The following is a 16,407-nucleotide window of genomic DNA, read 5'->3' as shown; positions in this document are numbered from 1 at the left end:
CTACTGGAGAGGATATTATGAAAGTAGAAAATCTTGTTGAAATAATTGGTGCGGATTTTTACACGGGTGTGCCGGACAGCCAGCTCAAAGCGCTGTGCAACTATCTTATGGCGACGTATGGCATTGACCAGAAACACCACATCATAGCTGCAAACGAGGGTAATTGCACTGCACTTGCTGCGGGATACCATCTTGCGACTGGAAAAGTACCTGTTGTGTATATGCAGAACTCTGGTGAGGGCAACATCATAAACCCTGTTGCCAGTCTGCTCAATGACAAGGTGTACGCTATTCCTATGATATTCATTGTAGGTTGGAGAGGCGAGCCTGGTATACACGACGAGCCACAGCACATCTATCAGGGTGAGGTAACTGTAAAACTGCTCGAGGATATGGACATAGCTACTTTCATCATTGGCAAGGAAACGACAGATGATGAAGTTAAGGTGGCTATGGAGAATTTCAAAGCCATACTTGCAAATGGCAAGCAGGTCGCCTTTATAATCCGCAAGGGTGCGCTGACTGATGCACCAAAGGTTGAGTACAAAAATGACAACACAATGGTGCGTGAGGAGATAATCAGGCACATCGTAAAGGTGAGTGGAGAAGACCCGATAGTATCCACAACCGGCAAGGCGAGCAGAGAGCTTTTTGAAATCAGAGAGGCAAACGGGCAGAGCCACAAGTATGATTTCCTGACTGTAGGATCGATGGGACACAGTTCGTCGATTGCGCTGGGTGTTGCGATAAACAAGCCTGACAAAAAGATATGGTGCATCGATGGTGATGGTGCTGTGCTTATGCATATGGGAAGCATGGCTGTTCTTGGTGCAAACAAACCGAGTAACTTTGTACATATCGTTATCAACAACGCTGCGCACGAAACGGTTGGCGGTATGCCAACTGTTGCAGGTCAGATCGACGTGGTTGGTGTGGCAAAGGCTTGCGGTTATCCGAACGCTGTAAGCGTAGATGGCTTCGAGGCGCTTGATGCGGAGCTTGAGAAGGCAAAGGCTGCAAACGAGCTTTCGCTTATCGAGGTCAAGTGCTCGATAGGTGCAAGGGACGACCTCGGTAGACCTACGACGACGGCGATTGAGAATAAGCAGAATTTTATGAGTAATATATTATAAATTGTTTGGATGATTTCAAAAGTTTTTTTAGATAATAAAACTGTTTAATTTGACAATACTTGTGATTAAGTATAGATAGGAGTTAGTTATGAAAATAATAGGCGTTATCCCTGCACGGTATAAATCATCCCGCTTTCCGGGTAAACCTTTGGCTGATATTTGTGGCAAACCAATGATATGGTGGGTATATCAACAGTGTAAAAAAGTAGATGATTTTCATGAAGTATATGTGGCAACTGATAGTCAGGAAATCTTTGATGTGTGTATGTCATTGAATATAGAAGTAATAATGACTTCGGAATCGCACAAAACAGGAACTGACCGTATAGGTGAAGTAGCTAGAAGAATTCCTGCAGATTTAATAGTAAATATTCAAGGCGATGAACCGCTTCTTGAATCATCTACAATTAAAGCGGCTATTGAACCATTTTATAATAATTCTCATCTTCAGGTTTCTAACCTGATGACCAAGATTAAAGATCCTGTGGATTTGGTCAATTGTACAGTTCCTAAGGTTCTTACAAATAAGGATGGGATAGGCGTTTTCCTTACTCGTACCACTGCCCCTTATCCGAAAGGTAGTATTGACTATTCATATTATAAGCAGGTTTGTGTATATGGATTCAAACCAGAAGCATTAAATTTCTACTGCGATTATGGTATTAAATATGGCAAGGCTAAATTAGAAGCTATTGAAGATATAGAAATCCTTCGGTTCATTGAGAATGGCTATAAAGTTCAGTATGTTGAGGTGGATTCGGAGACAGTTGCCGTAGACACACCGAATGATTTGGAAAGAGTCAGGACAATTGTTGCCTCAAAACTTCAAAAAGGAGAAATAGCGGTGAATAATACCGCCAAAAGTGATGCTTGATGAATAAAATACAGGTTTTAGATTGTACGTTACGTGATGGAGGATATTGTAATGACTGGAACTTTGGATTCGAGAATGCCAAACAAATTGTAAGCGGATTGGTAACAGCAAATGTTGAGATTATCGAATGTGGATTTATTTCTGGTAAAGAGGTTTACGATCAAAACTCAACAAAATTCAATGGTCTTAATGAGGTAGCCAGTATTATTCCTAAAAATCGTGAAAGTAAAAAATTCGTTGTAATGATGAATTATGGTGAATATGATATTGATAATCTGCCAAATTATGATAGTTCGTCTGTTGACGGTATTCGAGTAGCATTTCACAAAAAAGATTTACGTGATGCATTAGAAGTGTGCAAACGGATTAAAGAAAAAGGTTATCTTGTTTTTGTTCAGGCCATGGTCTCGCTTAGCTACTCTGATGAAGAGTTTTTATCGCTTATTCGTTGTGTAAATGAATTTGACCCCTATGCATTTTATATTGTAGATAGTTTTGGAATGATGAAGAAAAAGGATTTGATAAGATTATTCTATATGGTTGAACATAACTTGAATGATAAAATATGTATTGGATTTCATTGCCACAATAATATGCAACTTGCATTTTCTAATGCTCAAAGCTTGACTATGGTACAAACCAATCGTAGACTCATAATTGATTCTTCAATAATGGGTATGGGACGCGGTGCAGGTAATCTAAATACAGAATTATTTGTAGGTTATCTTAATGAAAATGCCGAAAAGGACTACTTTATTAATCCTTTGTTGTCTATTGTTGATAAGATACTAACTCCATTCTATGAAAGGCATTATTGGGGATATTCTCTTCCCAATTATATTTCCGCATCATACAATGCACATCCAAATTATGCAGCGTATCTTGATTCGAAAAAAACACTTACTTTTGAAGAGATGAATGATATATTTGGTATGATGGATGTTGAAAAGAAAACATCGTTTGATAAGTCATATATAGAAGATTTATATTTAAAATATCAAGCAAAAGAACACATTCAAGTTGAGCATTTGTCTGAACTAAGGGAACGCTTAGCAGGAAAACGAGTATTAATGATTGCGCCAGGAAAAAGTTCAATATTTGAGAAAGAAAAGATTATTAGTTATGCATATCAAGACGACGTTGTGGTGATAAGCATAAATTATGATTATGACGAAAACATAACGGATTATTTGTTCGTTAGTAATTTGAGACGTTTTCGTGATCTTCCAGCTGGGAAGAGGTTTAAGAGTATTGTTACATCTAATATACCAACTGTAGATGTTTTTTTGCAGGTTAGATATAAGGATTTGTTGAATACTGTTGAGGCAGTAAAAGATAATGCTGGGCTCATGCTCGCAAAACTGCTATTAACACTAGGAGTGAAGAAAATCCTGATTGCTGGTATGGATGGATATTCAGTTAATCAAGAAGAAAACTATGCGGATCAGAGAATGAATTATTATACAGAAAAAGAACTTGCTGAAAAAAAGAATAACGGCATAGTGTCTGTATTGAAAGAGTTGGGCAAAGAGATTGATATAGAATTAATTACTACGCCAAAATACGTTGTGATATAGGAGACGATAATATGAAAGTTGTAACATTTGGTGAGCTCCTTCTTCGTTTGGCAGCACCAGGATATACAAAGCTCTTTCAGAAGGATAGTTTGGAAGCGACATTTTGTGGAGGAGAGGCTAATGTTGCTGTTTCACTATCTATCTTTGGAATTGACTCGATGTTTGTTACTAAACTTCCAAATTCTGACATAGGACATGCGGCCGCACATTCTCTTGACTATTTCAAAGTAGACACTTCAGAGATTAGTTATGGAGAAGGACGGATGGGGTTGTACTATTTGGAAAAAGGTGCAGCACAACGTCCATCAAGGGTAATATATGATCGCGTCGGTTCTGCGATTTCATTAGCAAGTAAAGAGGAGTTCGATTGGGATGGAATCTTTGAATCTTCGAATTGGTTTCACTGGACTGGCATTAATCCTGCATTGTCAGACAATCTCGCAGATGTTTGTTTAGATGCATGCAAAAAGGCAAAGGAAAAAGGTTTGATTGTTTCATGCGATCTGAATTATAGGTCAAAGCTGTGGACGCCTGAAAAAGCTCAAAGGTATATGAAACCATTAATGAAATATGTTGATGTGTGCATATGTAATGAAGAAGATTCTGAAAAAGCGTTAGGAATAGAATCATATCAATCAAATGTCGATTGTGGATGTTTGAGCGAAACAGATTATATTAATAATGCAAAAATGATTCATTCCATTTACGGTTGTAAATATGTAGCTACCACATTAAGGAAGAGTTATTCGGCTAGCTTGAACGGATGGAGAGCTATGCTATATGATTCAAATACATCACAAAGTTATTTTTCAAAAGAATATGACATACAGATAGTTGACAGGGTTGGAGGAGGAGACAGTTTTGCAGCTGGTCTCATATATGCATTAGTATCAGGGTTTAATTGCCAAGAAACTATAGAGTTTGCCACTGCAGCTAGTTGTTTGAAGCAAACTATTGAGGGCGATTACAACAGAACAACTATAGAAGATGTAAATAAATTGCTTGAGAGTGGCGGAAACGGACGAGTTCAAAGATGAAATGGGGAAATTTATGAAAGGCATAATTCTCGCCGGCGGTGCCGGCACACGGCTTTATCCGTTGACAATGGTAACAAGCAAGCAGTTGTTGCCGGTATACGACAAACCAATGATATATTACCCTTTGAGCACGCTTATGCTTGCCGGGATCAAAGACATTCTCATAATATCTACACGCGAGGATACTCCACGATTTGAGAACCTTCTCGGTGACGGTTCTCAGTTTGGTATCAGCTTGCAGTACAAGGTCCAGCCGTCTCCTGACGGACTTGCTCAGGCATTCATCCTTGGTGAAGAATTCATCGGCGATGATGCTTGTGCAATGGTTCTTGGAGATAATATATTTTATGGTAACGGCTTTGGAACGATACTTCGTGCTGCAAAGAAAAATGCGGAAGAGAATGATCGTGCTACTGTCTTCGGCTACTATGTAAACGACCCCGAGCGTTTCGGTGTTGTTGAGTTCGATGAGAACGGCAAGGCTCTGAGCATTGAAGAAAAGCCTGCACAGCCGAAGTCTAATTATGCTGTTACGGGATTGTATTTTTATCCCAAGGGAGTATCTGCAAGAGCAAACGCTGTTAAGCCGTCTGATCGAGGTGAGCTTGAGATAACGACGCTCAATGATATGTACCTTGGCGATGAACTGCTTGATGTTCAGCTGCTTGGTCGTGGTTTTGCATGGCTTGATACCGGCACGATGGACAGTCTTGTTGAAGCTGCAGACTTTGTTCAGATGATATCCAAGAGACAGGGCATCACGATCTCTGCACCCGAAGAGATTGCTTACATAAACAAGTGGATCGATAAGGATAAGCTTATGGAGTCTGCACAGAGATACGGCAAGTCTCCGTACGGTGCGCATCTTAAAGCTGTTGCAGAGGGAAAGGTGAGGTATTGATATGACAATAATAGTTACCGGCGGAGCCGGATTTATCGGAAGCAATTTTGTATTTCATATGCTGAAAAAATATCCTGATTACAGGATCATATGCCTGGACAAGCTTACATACGCAGGGAACCTGAGTACACTTGCGCCTGTAATGGATAATCCGAATTTCAGGTTTGTAAAGGCTGATATATGCGACATGGAAGCGGTCAACAAGCTGTTTGAGGAGGAGCACCCAGATATCGTGGTGAACTTCGCTGCGGAGAGCCATGTTGACAGGTCGATCGAAGATCCGGGTATCTTTTTGCAGACTAATATCATCGGAACGCAAACGCTTATGGACGCTTGTCGAAAGTATGGCATACAGCGTTATCACCAGGTATCGACAGATGAGGTGTACGGCGATCTGCCCATTGACAGACCGGATCTGTTCTTTACAGAGGAAACTCCGATACATACAAGTTCTCCTTACAGCAGTTCAAAAGCAGGTGCAGACCTTCTGGTGCTTGCGTATCACAGGACATACGGTCTGCCTGTAACGATCAGCCGCTGTTCAAACAACTACGGTCCGTATCATTTCCCCGAGAAACTGATACCACTGATGATAGCAAACTGTCTTAACGATAAACCTCTTCCGGTATACGGCGAGGGACTTAATGTAAGGGATTGGCTGTACGTTGAGGATCATTGCAAAGCGATAGACCTTGTTATCCATAAGGGCAGAGTAGGCGAGGTCTATAATATTGGCGGCCATAACGAGATGCGCAATATCGACATCGTCAAGCTGATCTGTAAGGAGCTTGGCAAGCCCGAGAGCCTTATCACCCACGTTACGGACAGAAAAGGACACGATATGCGATATGCTATCGACCCGACCAAGATACATAACGAACTTGGCTGGCTGCCTGAAACAAAGTTTGAAGACGGCATAAAGAAAACAATCAAATGGTACCTTGACAACCGTGATTGGTGGGAAACTATCATCAGCGGCGAGTACCGGAATTACTATGAGAAGATGTATGGAGACAGAAAATAGATATGAAAGTATTAGTAACAGGTGTTGGAGGTCAGCTTGGCTTTGATGTGATAAACGAGCTTAAAAATCGTGGACATCAGGCAATTGGCAGCGATATCATTGATAAAGATGACGACAACTACATAAAGCTTGACATTACAGATAAACAGGCTGTAGAAAAGGTAATATCCGAAACAAAGCCTGATGCAGTCATCCACTGTGCTGCGTGGACAGCTGTAGATGCAGCTGAGGACGCTGAAAACAAAGACAAGGTCTTTGCAATAAATGCAAATGGCACAAAGTTTATAGCAGAAGCTTGCAAAGCAGCAGACTGCAAGATGATATACATTTCTACCGACTATGTTTTCAACGGCGAAGGCACAGAGCCCTGGCAGCCTGATTGCAAGGACTACGCACCGCTTTGCGTTTACGGTCAGTCTAAACTTGACGGTGAACTTGCAGTTTCACAAACACTGGACAAGTACTACATTGTTCGTATTGCCTGGGTCTTTGGCAAGAACGGGAAGAACTTTATCAAAACTATGCTGAATGTGGGTAAGAAACACCCGGAGGTTCGTGTAGTAAACGACCAGATTGGCACGCCAACATATACATTTGACCTTGCAAGGCTGCTTGTTGATATGGCAGAAACGGATAAGTACGGTTATTATCATGCTACAAACGAAGGTGGATATATAAGCTGGTACGATTTCACTTGCGAGATCTACAGGCAAGCAGGCTATACCACAAAAGTAACTCCTGTTACAACAGCTGAATATGGATTGAGTAAAGCCAAAAGGCCTTTTAACAGCAGACTTGATAAGTCAAAATTAACAAATAACGGTTTTAAAACCCTGCCTACCTGGCAGGATGCACTTTCAAGATATCTAAAGGAGATAGAGTACTGATGGGACAGATAAAAGTAGAAAAGAATGTTGGAGGAATTGAAGGACTCTGCGTAATAACTCCCGCTGTTCATGGTGATAACAGGGGATACTTTATGGAAACCTACAGCCAGCGAGATATGCAGGAGGCAGGTATTGACATTATCTTTGTTCAAGACAATCAGAGCTGTTCAACGAAGGGAGTTCTCAGAGGTCTGCATTTTCAGAAGCAGTATCCGCAAACAAAGCTTGTAAGAGTCATAAAGGGCAGGGTATTTGATGTAGCTGTAGACTTACGAAGCGGCAGTGATACATACGGCAAGTGGTACGGAGTTGAACTGACAGAGGAAAACAAAAAGCAATTCCTTATACCCAAGGGCTTTGCACACGGTTTCCTTGTACTATCTGATGTGGCTGAGTTCTGCTACAAATGTGACGACTTCTATCATCCCAACGATGAGGGTGGAATGGCTTGGAATGATCCACAAATAGCTATTGAATGGCCCGAAGTAAAAGGTGAATATAACGGCACAGCAAGTGCTGAAGGGTATACGCTGACTGATGGGACAAAGCTCAATCTGAGTGATAAGGATCAGAAGTGGTCGGGAATTAAAGATACATTTTCATTTTAGTTTCTTGGAGGAATAATAATGAGTCTATTTAAAGATTCAACCCTAATGATAACCGGTGGAACAGGCAGTTTTGGTAATGCTGTTCTTAACCGTTTTTTGAAGACCGATATCGGTGAAATAAGGATATTCAGCCGTGATGAGAAAAAGCAGGACGATATGCGCCACGAGTATCAGGCTAAGTATCCCGAAGTAGCTGATAAGATCAAGTTCTACATTGGCGATGTTCGTTCGCTGGAGAGCTGCCGTACTGCTATGCACGGCGTTGATTACATATTCCACGCAGCTGCGCTCAAGCAAGTGCCTTCGTGCGAGTTTTTCCCGATGGAGGCTGTTCGCACCAATGTCATTGGCACAGAAAACGTGCTGAATGCCGCTATCGAGGCGGGCGTAAAGAGCGTCATTTGTCTCTCGACTGACAAGGCAGCATACCCGATAAATGCTATGGGAATCACCAAAGCTATCGAGGAAAAAATTGCTGTTGCAAAATCGAGATACTCAGGTAATACAAAGATATGTTGCACCCGTTACGGCAACGTTATGTGCAGCCGTGGTTCTGTTATCCCGCTTTGGATCGACCAGATAAGAAACGGCAATCCTATTACACTTACAGAGCCTAAAATGACACGTTTCATAATGTCTCTTGATGAGGCCGTTGATCTTGTTCTGTTTGCTTTTGAACACGGAGAAAACGGCGATCTGCTTATCCAGAAAGCACCTGCCTGCACGATTCAGACACAGGCAGAAGCAGTCTGCGAGCTGTTTGGCGGAAAGAAAGAGGATATCAAGGTTATAGGCATCCGTCACGGTGAAAAGATGTATGAAACACTTCTTACCAACGAGGAATGTGCAAAAGCAATCGATATGGGTGATTTTTATCGTGTGCCTGCCGATAATCGTGGACTGAATTACGATAAGTATTTCAAGGAGGGAGACGAAAAGCGTGTTACGCTTTCGGAGTTTAATTCCAATAATACCCGTATTTTGAATGTAGAAGAAACGAAGGCGAAAATAGCTTCACTCCCATACATACAGGACGAGCTTGCCAAGATGGGGGGAGAATAATGACACTAACTATAAAATGCGAATGCGGAAATGAAGTTACAATGTCCGCCCCCAAAAAGAAATATATACAATTTAGGGATTATCTTGATACAAAGCGATTCCGCTTTTCAGATGATGAATATGATAAAGAATCAAAAATAAAAGAAATAAAGATTCTATGCGATGAATGCGGAAATTATGTGTCTCTTGGATTTGATTAATGCTGCTTTTGAAAGGTGAAACGCTCTATGACAATTTGGAAAGATAACGGCAAACTCAAACTAATGATAATAGTCGGCACCCGACCTGAAATAATCCGTCTTGCGGCTGTTATCAAGAAGTGCCGCAAATACTTTGATACCATACTTGCTCACACAGGTCAGAATTACGATTACAACCTTAACGGCGTGTTCTTCCATGACCTTGAGCTTGATGATCCTGAGGTTTATATGAACGCTGTGGGCAACAACCTCGGCGAGACAATGGGCAACATCATAGCAAAGAGTTATCAGCTTATGGCTGAGATAAAACCTGACGCTGTGCTCGTTCTCGGCGACACAAACAGCTGTCTGTCGGTCATCGGTGCAAAGCGTCTGCATATACCCATTTTCCATATGGAAGCGGGCAACAGATGCAAGGATGAGTGCCTGCCTGAGGAAACTAACCGCCGAATCGTTGACATCATCAGCGATGTGAATATGGCATACTCCGAGCACGCAAGAAGATACCTTGCCGACTGTGGTCTGCCAAAGGAGCGCACATACGTTACAGGCTCGCCAATGGCGGAAGTTCTGCACAGTAATCTTGCTAAGATTGAAGCAAGCGAAGTTCATAAAAAGCTCGGTCTGGAGAAAGGAAAGTACATTCTGCTTTCTGCTCACCGTGAGGAGAACATCGACACTGAGAAGAACTTTATGAGTCTTTTCAATGCGATAAATAAGATGGCTGAAAAATACGATATGCCGATACTTTACAGCTGTCACCCCCGCTCTAAAAAACGTCTTGAAGCAAGCGGCTTCAAGCTGGATAAGAGAGTTATCCAGCACGAGCCTCTCGGTTTCCACGATTATAACTGCCTGCAGATGAATGCGTTTGCGGTAGTTTCCGACAGCGGTACGCTGCCTGAGGAAAGCAGTTTCTTCACAAGCGTTGGTCATCCGTTCCCTGCAATTTGCATCAGGACAAGCACCGAGCGCCCCGAGGCTCTTGACAAGGCTTGTTTTGTGCTCGCAGGCATCGATGAAAAGTCACTGCTGCAGGCTGTTGACACAGCTGTTGAGATGAACAAGAACGGCGACCTCGGAATCCCGGTTCCCGATTATGTTGACGAGAACGTATCCGATAAGGTCGTTAAGATAATCCAGTCGTACACAGGCGTTGTCAATAAGATGGTTTGGAGAAAGAATTGATGAATTATAATTATGCATATTTAGATAATAATCAGTTTGACGGTAAGGCAATAAAAAAAACCAGTGGAAAAGAAATAGAAATTGAATATCTTATTTTTAATTCTGCATCAATGGAAACATTAGGGGATCTTTTGAAAAATGGAATGAGAGGTACTAATCAAACATTATATATTGATGAGTTATCTATCAACAAAGTCGATAATGATGAGTTTTCAGCTGGTCAAACTTCATTAATTAAGACGAGTAATGGAATGAGCTTAAGTGCTAAGCCAATTCACCATACGAACTTTAATTGTGAACTACAAACAACAGTTTCAAAGAATGAATTGATCTATGTTGCTACTTTATTAATTCCTAATATAGTGTTTCATATTGATGATTGTATATCAAAGATTATTGATGAAAGTATTATATATGAAAATGTAAAATGTGAGATATTTGAAAACTGTAGTTTAGTTATTAATGAAGAATAAGGGTTTATTAGTTATGAACATACTCGTTACAGGTGCAAAAGGTTTTGTCGGTAAGAACCTTGTTGCCAATCTCAAAAACATAAAAGAAAACAAGAATCGCACTCGTCCGAACATCAAGATCGATGAGATCTACGAGTACGATATCGACACCGAGCCTGTGCTGCTTGACACATACTGCGAGAGAGCTGACTTTGTGTTTAACCTTGCAGGGGTCAATCGTCCAAAGGACACAGCGGAGTTTATGCAGGGCAATTTCGGCTTTGCAAGCACGCTGCTCGACACACTCAAAAAGCACAACAATAAGTGCCCGATAATGCTGTCAAGTTCCTTGCAGGCGACGCTTATTGGCAGGTATGACGGTGAGTACGGCAGAAGCAAGCTGGCAGGGGAGAACCTGTTCTTCGACTACGCTAAAGAGACGGGTGCGAAGGTGTATGTGTACCGTTTCCCGAATCTGTTCGGCAAGTGGTGCAGACCTAACTATAACAGTGCTGTTGCGACATTCTGCAACAATATTGCAAACGATCTGCCTATCCAAGTCAACGACAGAAGCACTCAGCTTGAGCTGCTGTACATAGATGACCTCGTTGAAGAGATGTACAACTGCCTTGAGGGCAAGCCGAACCGCTGCAATTATGAGGAACTTGTTCCCGCTGCAGATGCTGACGGCAAGTTCTGCTTTGTACCTACAACACACAAGGTCACACTCGGTGAGATCGTTGATTTACTTGAGAGTTTCAAAGCACAGCCTGATACTCTCGTAATGCCGCAGATACCAAATAACAGCTTTGCCAAAAAGCTTTACTCAACATATCTGAGTTATCTTCCGAAGGAAAAGGTCAGCTTCCCGCTGAAGATGAATTGCGATGAAAGAGGAAGCTTCACTGAAATGCTTAAGACCGCAAACTGCGGTCAGTTCAGCGTAAATATCTCGAAACCGGGAATCACCAAAGGCCAGCATTGGCATAACTCAAAGTGGGAATTCTTCATAGTTGTTGCCGGTCACGGGCTTATCCAGGAGAGGAAGATCGGCTCCGATGAGGTCATTGAGTTCGAGGTTTCAGGTGATAAGATTGAGACGGTACATATGCTGCCAGGGTATACGCACAACATAATAAATCTTTCCGAGACGGAGAATCTGGTCACGGTGATGTGGGCGAATGAATTGTTTGATCCGCAGAGGCCGGATACGTTTGGGGAGATAGTGTAATATGACCAAGCACGACTACAAGCAAAACGCATACTATCTTATGTACCTTATCAGATGTATACTGAATAAAAAAACACCCGCAAAAGAAAAGCTCGATAAGATGGACTTATCGGGCTTGTTTGTGGTTGCAAAGGGGCATTCGCTGACCGCTATTGCAGCGTATGCTTTGGAGTCCGCTGGTATCTATGACAAGGACTTTGAAGAGGAGAAGAACAAAGCGATTAGGAAAACGATCATCCTTGATGCAGAGCGTGAAAACGTCCTTGCAGAGCTTGAAAAGGCTTGCATCTGGTATATGCCACTTAAAGGCATACTTATCAAAGATCTGTATCCACAAATTGGTATGCGTCAAATGGCAGATAATGATATACTTTTTGATAAGATTCGCGCTGAAGATGTGCGCACGATCATGCAGTCCTTCGGGTTTAAAACCAAGAATTTCGATTCTGGAAATCATGATATATATTATAAATCGCCCGTATGTAATTTTGAGATACATACAGAATTGTTTGGTGATTGGCACCAGGAAGAGTTTTATACGTATTTCTCCAATATATTTCAAAAGGTAATAAAGGACAGCGAAAACGGCTACGGATATCATCTTTCTGTTGAGGATTTCTATATTTACATAACTGCCCATAACTATAAGCATTATTCAAGTGGCGGCACAGGACTTCGTTCACTTGTTGACACATATGTATACTTGAATCACTATGCTGGTAAGCTTGATATGAAATACATTGAAAATGAATGTGAAAAACTCGGTATCGCAGAGTACGAAAAGCAAACCCGTGATCTTTCTTTACATCTTCTCGGTGGGAAGAAACTCACAGCAGGGGAGTGCAAAATGTTTGATTACATCATTTTTTCAGGGACTTACGGTACAATCGATAACATAGTCAGCAATACGATCAAAAAAAATAATAATGGTCACTTTGAGAAAATAAAGTATATCTGCCAACGTTTAATGGTGCCGGTTTCAGAGAAGAACGAAAAATACAGAATCTTTGCAAGCTATTATCCGTGGTTTTACAAGAGCAAAGCACGCTTACCGCTACTGTTCTTTTACAGGATCGGATCTATATTTACAAGCAAACGTAGCCGTGCAAAAGCTGAGATTAGCGCATTAAGAAAGATATAATAATTCAAATCATATCGTGCAAACCCTTATAAAACAATAGCCCTGTGAAGGGTAGCCAGCTGACTATCTCACAGGGCTATTGTTGCATATGATCGTTGTATAGTGTGTTGTCATTATAGTAGTTTTGAAATCCGTTTATTTCATTTCTAAAGTCATATATATTATTGTTTTGCAGTTCGGTAGGCTGTTCTGTTTTGTTATTTGTAATGGTTCTTAGATGTTGTATTATTTCTTCGTTTTGTAGTTTTTGTTTATATAGTTGTTTAATTATTATATCGTTTTGTTCGTTTGCTGAATATTCCGCATAAAAACGAGCGTTAAAACCGCACGAATTGTGCATACAAAACGCTTAAACCGTGCATGCTCGCCGCACCATTGTGCATATAGTTGAACGGCAAAAGATCCTGCGGTAAAATGTTGATACACGCAAATTGCGTGAATTCAACAAAAGGAGGTCATAGAAATGACCAATTATCGTGAGATCCTGAGGCTTCAATCACTCGGGATGAACAAATAGGAAACAGCCGCAAGCGTAGGCTGTTCCAGGAACACAGTTGCAGAAGTGCTGCGCAGAGCAAAGGAAAAAGGGCTCAGATATCCGCTTCCACCCGGAATGACAGATGTTATGCTTGCTCAAACCTTGTACCCGTCAGCAGCTATGAAGACTGTGTACAAAATGCCGGATTATGCGTATGTAGCAAAAGAAATGATGAAAGACGGCGTAACACTCAACCTGCTGTGGCTGGAATACTGCGAAAAATGCCTGTCATCAGGTGAAGTTCCTTATCAGTCTACACAGTTCAACAAGTATTACAGAGAATATCTGGCAAAGTCAAATCCGTCTATGCATCTGAACCATAAGCCCGGTGAGATGATGCAGGTAGACTGGGCGGGAGATACAGCATCTATTGTTGATACCGATACAGGCGAACTGATCCCGGTGTACGTTTTCGTTGCTGTACTCCCATATAGCGGTTATGCTTATGTCGAAGGCTTTTTATCTATGGATCAGCAGAGCTGGACAGCAGCACATGTGAATGCATACAAGTATTTCGGCGGTGTTGCAAGGATAATTCAGTGTGATAACCTGAAAACCGGTGTGCTGCATCATGGGCGAAATGAAATAGAACTTAACAAGTCTTATCAGGAGCTGGCTGAGCATTATGGTACAGCTGTTCTTCCGGCCCGTGTCCGTGCTCCAAAGGATAAAGCTATGGTAGAGGGCACGGTAGGCGTCATTTCAACATTCATATTGGCTGCACTAAGAAACCGAAAGTTCCTTTCGTTGTCAGAATTGAATGAGGCTGTCCATGAAAGGCTTTATGAGTTCAATCATAAGCCTTTCCAGAAGAGAGACGGCAGCAGAGCAAGCGAATATGAACAGGAAAAGCCGTTTTTACTGCCGCTGCCTGCACATCCCTATGAATTGTCGGTGTGGAAGGTCGCAACAGTTGGTCCGAATTATCATATCTCAGTTGACGGTATGAATTATTCTGTCCCGTATGAATACATCAAGCAAAAGGTCGATGTCAGACTCACACGCAGCGCTGTTGAAGTGTTTTTCAATGGCAGCAGGATATGCTCACACATACGTTTGTATGGCAGGAAGAATCAGTACAGTACTACCGAGAGTCATATGCCTGAAAAGCATCAGCAGTATCTGCAGTGGAACTCAGAAAGATTTATCAGCTGGGCAGGCAAGATCGGTCAGAACACCAGAACTGTTGTTTGTGCCATCTTATCCGGGTACAAGGTCGAACAGCAAGGCTACAAGGCTTGTATGGGACTATTGAAGCTATCTGACAAGTATACTCCTCAAAGGCTTGAAAATGCCTGCAGAAAGGCATTAACTTTTACGCCGAGGCCATCGCTTAAAAATGTTCAGGCTATTCTGGCCTCCGGGCAGGACAAGCAAGACAAGCCACAGGCGGTCACTAACTCTTCAAAATACGGATTTACAAGAGGAAACGAGTATTATGGAGGTAAAAAGTGATGCTTACAGGAAATACGATCACAAAGCTGCAGGAAATGCATATGACAATGATGGCAAAGGCGCTAAGGGAGCAGCTAACTGATCCAGAGATGAACTCGTTGAGTTTTGAGGACAGGATAGGACTTATCGTCGACCGTGAATGGACTTCAAGGAAAAGCAATCACTTGAAGCGTCTGATCAAAAATGCCGGATTCTCTGACACAGAGGCTTGCATAGAGAATGTTGAATATCACAGTGACAGAAATCTCGATAAAGCCCAGATAACAAGGCTGGCTGCCTGCAATTACATTACACAGCATCACAATGTTATTCTCCTTGGCGCCACAGGTTCGGGCAAGACTTATCTTGCATGTGCATTGGGAATGGCGGCAGCAAGGAATTTTATGAGTGTGAGATACATTCGTCTGCCTGACTTGCTCGTGGAATTATCGATCGCAAGAAACAACGGAACCTTTCCAAGAACGATGCAGCAATTCAAAAAGCCGGCGCTTCTGATAATAGACGAGTGGCTACTGTATCCGCTTCGGGAAACAGAGGCGAGAGATATCCTTGAGATAGTTGAGACCAGATACAAGAAAGCATCTACGATATTCTGTTCTCAATTTGATATCCCGGGCTGGAGAGAAAAGATCGGTGATCCAATAATGGCTGATGCGATATGTGACCGCATTGTTCACGACTCTTACACGATAGTTATCGACTGCAAGGAATCGATGAGAAAGAGAAAAGGTGTGAACGAAGAGGGTTGATATGGCACCTGCGTTGCATCAAACAGACCGACTTGCGTCGGTCATGAGTTTAACGCATTAAGGTTTTCCAAGGAGAGTGGGTCTATGCTTAAGCATAAAAAAAGAGTGACGCACCCGGCATCACTCTCCTTGCTAAACCCCGTATCAGGCGCTCAGGTCGCACTCCTGCGTTGCCTTATCCTCCTGTACGGCTAAAAGCATACTAATGATACCATGGCACAATGTATATTGTCAATACTCAACCGCGCGGAATCCATGCACAATTCAAGCGTTCTCCGTGCACGGTTTCAGCGGAAACCATGCACAAAACGAACGGTTTATGTGCACTCACGGAGCGGAATATGCAGTTT

General features: G+C 42.1%; 15 protein-coding genes and 1 pseudogene. All 16 read left to right on the top strand.

The window, feature by feature from the left end; all coding sequences use genetic code 11:
- Nucleotides 1-17 precede the first annotated feature (17 nt).
- The 16 genes and pseudogenes from aepY (at nt 18) to istB (ending at nt 16,057) form a co-directional block, all read left to right on the top strand.
- Nucleotides 18-1,133, top strand: coding sequence for a phosphonopyruvate decarboxylase (aepY, locus tag T494_RS0108430; protein ID WP_028505921.1), 1,116 nt, complete (start codon nt 18-20; stop codon nt 1,131-1,133).
- An 88-nt stretch (nt 1,134-1,221) separates the two neighbouring features.
- Nucleotides 1,222-2,007: a 3-deoxy-manno-octulosonate cytidylyltransferase gene (kdsB, locus tag T494_RS0108425; protein WP_028505920.1), complete on the top strand. Its 786-nt coding sequence runs from the start codon at nt 1,222-1,224 to the stop codon at nt 2,005-2,007.
- Nucleotides 2,007-3,584 (top strand): aldolase catalytic domain-containing protein, encoded by a 1,578-nt coding sequence (locus T494_RS0108420; protein ID WP_028505919.1) that lies wholly within the window; start codon nt 2,007-2,009, stop codon nt 3,582-3,584. Before kdsB ends, T494_RS0108420 begins: the two co-directional genes overlap by 1 nt.
- Nucleotides 3,585-3,595: 11 nt before the next feature.
- Nucleotides 3,596-4,621 (top strand): sugar kinase, encoded by a 1,026-nt coding sequence (locus T494_RS0108415; RefSeq protein ID WP_028505918.1) that lies wholly within the window; start codon nt 3,596-3,598, stop codon nt 4,619-4,621.
- Nucleotides 4,622-4,634: 13 nt separating this feature from the next.
- A complete protein-coding gene (rfbA, locus tag T494_RS0108410; RefSeq protein WP_028505917.1) occupies nt 4,635-5,522 on the top strand; it encodes a glucose-1-phosphate thymidylyltransferase RfbA in 888 nt (295 codons plus the stop codon).
- Between the two features lies 1 nt (nt 5,523).
- Complete coding sequence (gene rfbB / locus T494_RS0108405) at nt 5,524-6,546, top strand: dTDP-glucose 4,6-dehydratase (RefSeq protein WP_028505916.1); 1,023 nt, start codon at nt 5,524-5,526, stop codon at nt 6,544-6,546.
- A gap of 2 nt (nt 6,547-6,548) precedes the next feature.
- A complete protein-coding gene (rfbD, locus tag T494_RS0108400) occupies nt 6,549-7,433 on the top strand; it encodes a dTDP-4-dehydrorhamnose reductase (RefSeq protein ID WP_028505915.1) in 885 nt (294 codons plus the stop codon).
- On the top strand, nt 7,433-8,041 hold the full coding sequence (gene rfbC, locus T494_RS0108395; protein ID WP_028505914.1) for a dTDP-4-dehydrorhamnose 3,5-epimerase: 609 nt from the start codon (nt 7,433-7,435) through the stop codon (nt 8,039-8,041). The genes rfbD and rfbC overlap by 1 nt, the downstream gene beginning before the upstream one ends.
- An 18-nt stretch (nt 8,042-8,059) precedes the next feature.
- Nucleotides 8,060-9,103: a polysaccharide biosynthesis protein gene (locus T494_RS0108390; protein WP_028505913.1), complete on the top strand. Its 1,044-nt coding sequence runs from the start codon at nt 8,060-8,062 to the stop codon at nt 9,101-9,103.
- A complete protein-coding gene (locus tag T494_RS0108385) occupies nt 9,103-9,303 on the top strand; it encodes a hypothetical protein (protein WP_028505912.1) in 201 nt (66 codons plus the stop codon). Before T494_RS0108390 ends, T494_RS0108385 begins: the two co-directional genes overlap by 1 nt.
- A gap of 27 nt (nt 9,304-9,330) precedes the next feature.
- Entirely contained in the window at nt 9,331-10,491 is a 1,161-nt protein-coding gene (wecB, locus tag T494_RS0108380) for a UDP-N-acetylglucosamine 2-epimerase (non-hydrolyzing) (RefSeq protein WP_037344400.1), read from the top strand.
- Complete coding sequence (locus T494_RS0108375; protein ID WP_028505910.1) at nt 10,491-10,964, top strand: hypothetical protein; 474 nt, start codon at nt 10,491-10,493, stop codon at nt 10,962-10,964. Before wecB ends, T494_RS0108375 begins: the two co-directional genes overlap by 1 nt.
- A 13-nt stretch (nt 10,965-10,977) precedes the next feature.
- Nucleotides 10,978-12,174, top strand: a complete 1,197-nt coding sequence (locus tag T494_RS0108370) for a capsular polysaccharide biosynthesis protein CapF (protein WP_028505909.1) — start codon at nt 10,978-10,980, stop codon at nt 12,172-12,174.
- Nucleotide 12,175: 1 nt separating this feature from the next.
- Nucleotides 12,176-13,315: a nucleotidyltransferase family protein gene (locus T494_RS0108365; protein WP_028505908.1), complete on the top strand. Its 1,140-nt coding sequence runs from the start codon at nt 12,176-12,178 to the stop codon at nt 13,313-13,315.
- 535 nt (nt 13,316-13,850) lie between these two features.
- A pseudogene (istA, locus tag T494_RS12730) lies at nt 13,851-15,308 on the top strand (IS21 family transposase); the annotation flags it as partial.
- Nucleotides 15,308-16,057 carry an IS21-like element helper ATPase IstB gene (gene istB / locus T494_RS0108350; protein WP_028504741.1) on the top strand — a complete coding sequence of 250 codons (750 nt, stop codon included), beginning with the start codon at nt 15,308-15,310 and terminating at the stop codon, nt 16,055-16,057. The pseudogene istA and the gene istB, both read left to right, overlap by 1 nt.
- Nucleotides 16,058-16,407 lie beyond the last annotated feature (350 nt).

This window comes from Ruminococcus sp. FC2018 (assembly GCF_000621805.1).
Lineage (GTDB): Bacteria > Bacillota > Clostridia > Oscillospirales > Ruminococcaceae > Hominimerdicola.
This window is presented reverse-complemented; position numbering and strand designations above follow the sequence as displayed.

Coding starts and splice junctions, on each gene's coding strand:
- T494_RS0108415 (WP_028505918.1), top strand. CDS start 3,596: ATGAAAGTTGTAACATTTGGTGAGCTCCTTCTTCGTTTGGCAGCACCA.
- rfbD (WP_028505915.1), top strand. CDS start 6,549: ATGAAAGTATTAGTAACAGGTGTTGGAGGTCAGCTTGGCTTTGATGTG.
- wecB (WP_037344400.1), top strand. CDS start 9,331: ATGACAATTTGGAAAGATAACGGCAAACTCAAACTAATGATAATAGTC.
- T494_RS0108370 (WP_028505909.1), top strand. CDS start 10,978: ATGAACATACTCGTTACAGGTGCAAAAGGTTTTGTCGGTAAGAACCTT.
- T494_RS0108385 (WP_028505912.1), top strand. CDS start 9,103: ATGACACTAACTATAAAATGCGAATGCGGAAATGAAGTTACAATGTCC.
- rfbA (WP_028505917.1), top strand. CDS start 4,635: ATGAAAGGCATAATTCTCGCCGGCGGTGCCGGCACACGGCTTTATCCG.
- T494_RS0108420 (WP_028505919.1), top strand. CDS start 2,007: ATGAATAAAATACAGGTTTTAGATTGTACGTTACGTGATGGAGGATAT.
- rfbC (WP_028505914.1), top strand. CDS start 7,433: ATGGGACAGATAAAAGTAGAAAAGAATGTTGGAGGAATTGAAGGACTC.
- istB (WP_028504741.1), top strand. CDS start 15,308: ATGCTTACAGGAAATACGATCACAAAGCTGCAGGAAATGCATATGACA.
- T494_RS0108375 (WP_028505910.1), top strand. CDS start 10,491: ATGAATTATAATTATGCATATTTAGATAATAATCAGTTTGACGGTAAG.
- T494_RS0108365 (WP_028505908.1), top strand. CDS start 12,176: ATGACCAAGCACGACTACAAGCAAAACGCATACTATCTTATGTACCTT.
- kdsB (WP_028505920.1), top strand. CDS start 1,222: ATGAAAATAATAGGCGTTATCCCTGCACGGTATAAATCATCCCGCTTT.
- T494_RS0108390 (WP_028505913.1), top strand. CDS start 8,060: ATGAGTCTATTTAAAGATTCAACCCTAATGATAACCGGTGGAACAGGC.
- aepY (WP_028505921.1), top strand. CDS start 18: ATGAAAGTAGAAAATCTTGTTGAAATAATTGGTGCGGATTTTTACACG.
- rfbB (WP_028505916.1), top strand. CDS start 5,524: ATGACAATAATAGTTACCGGCGGAGCCGGATTTATCGGAAGCAATTTT.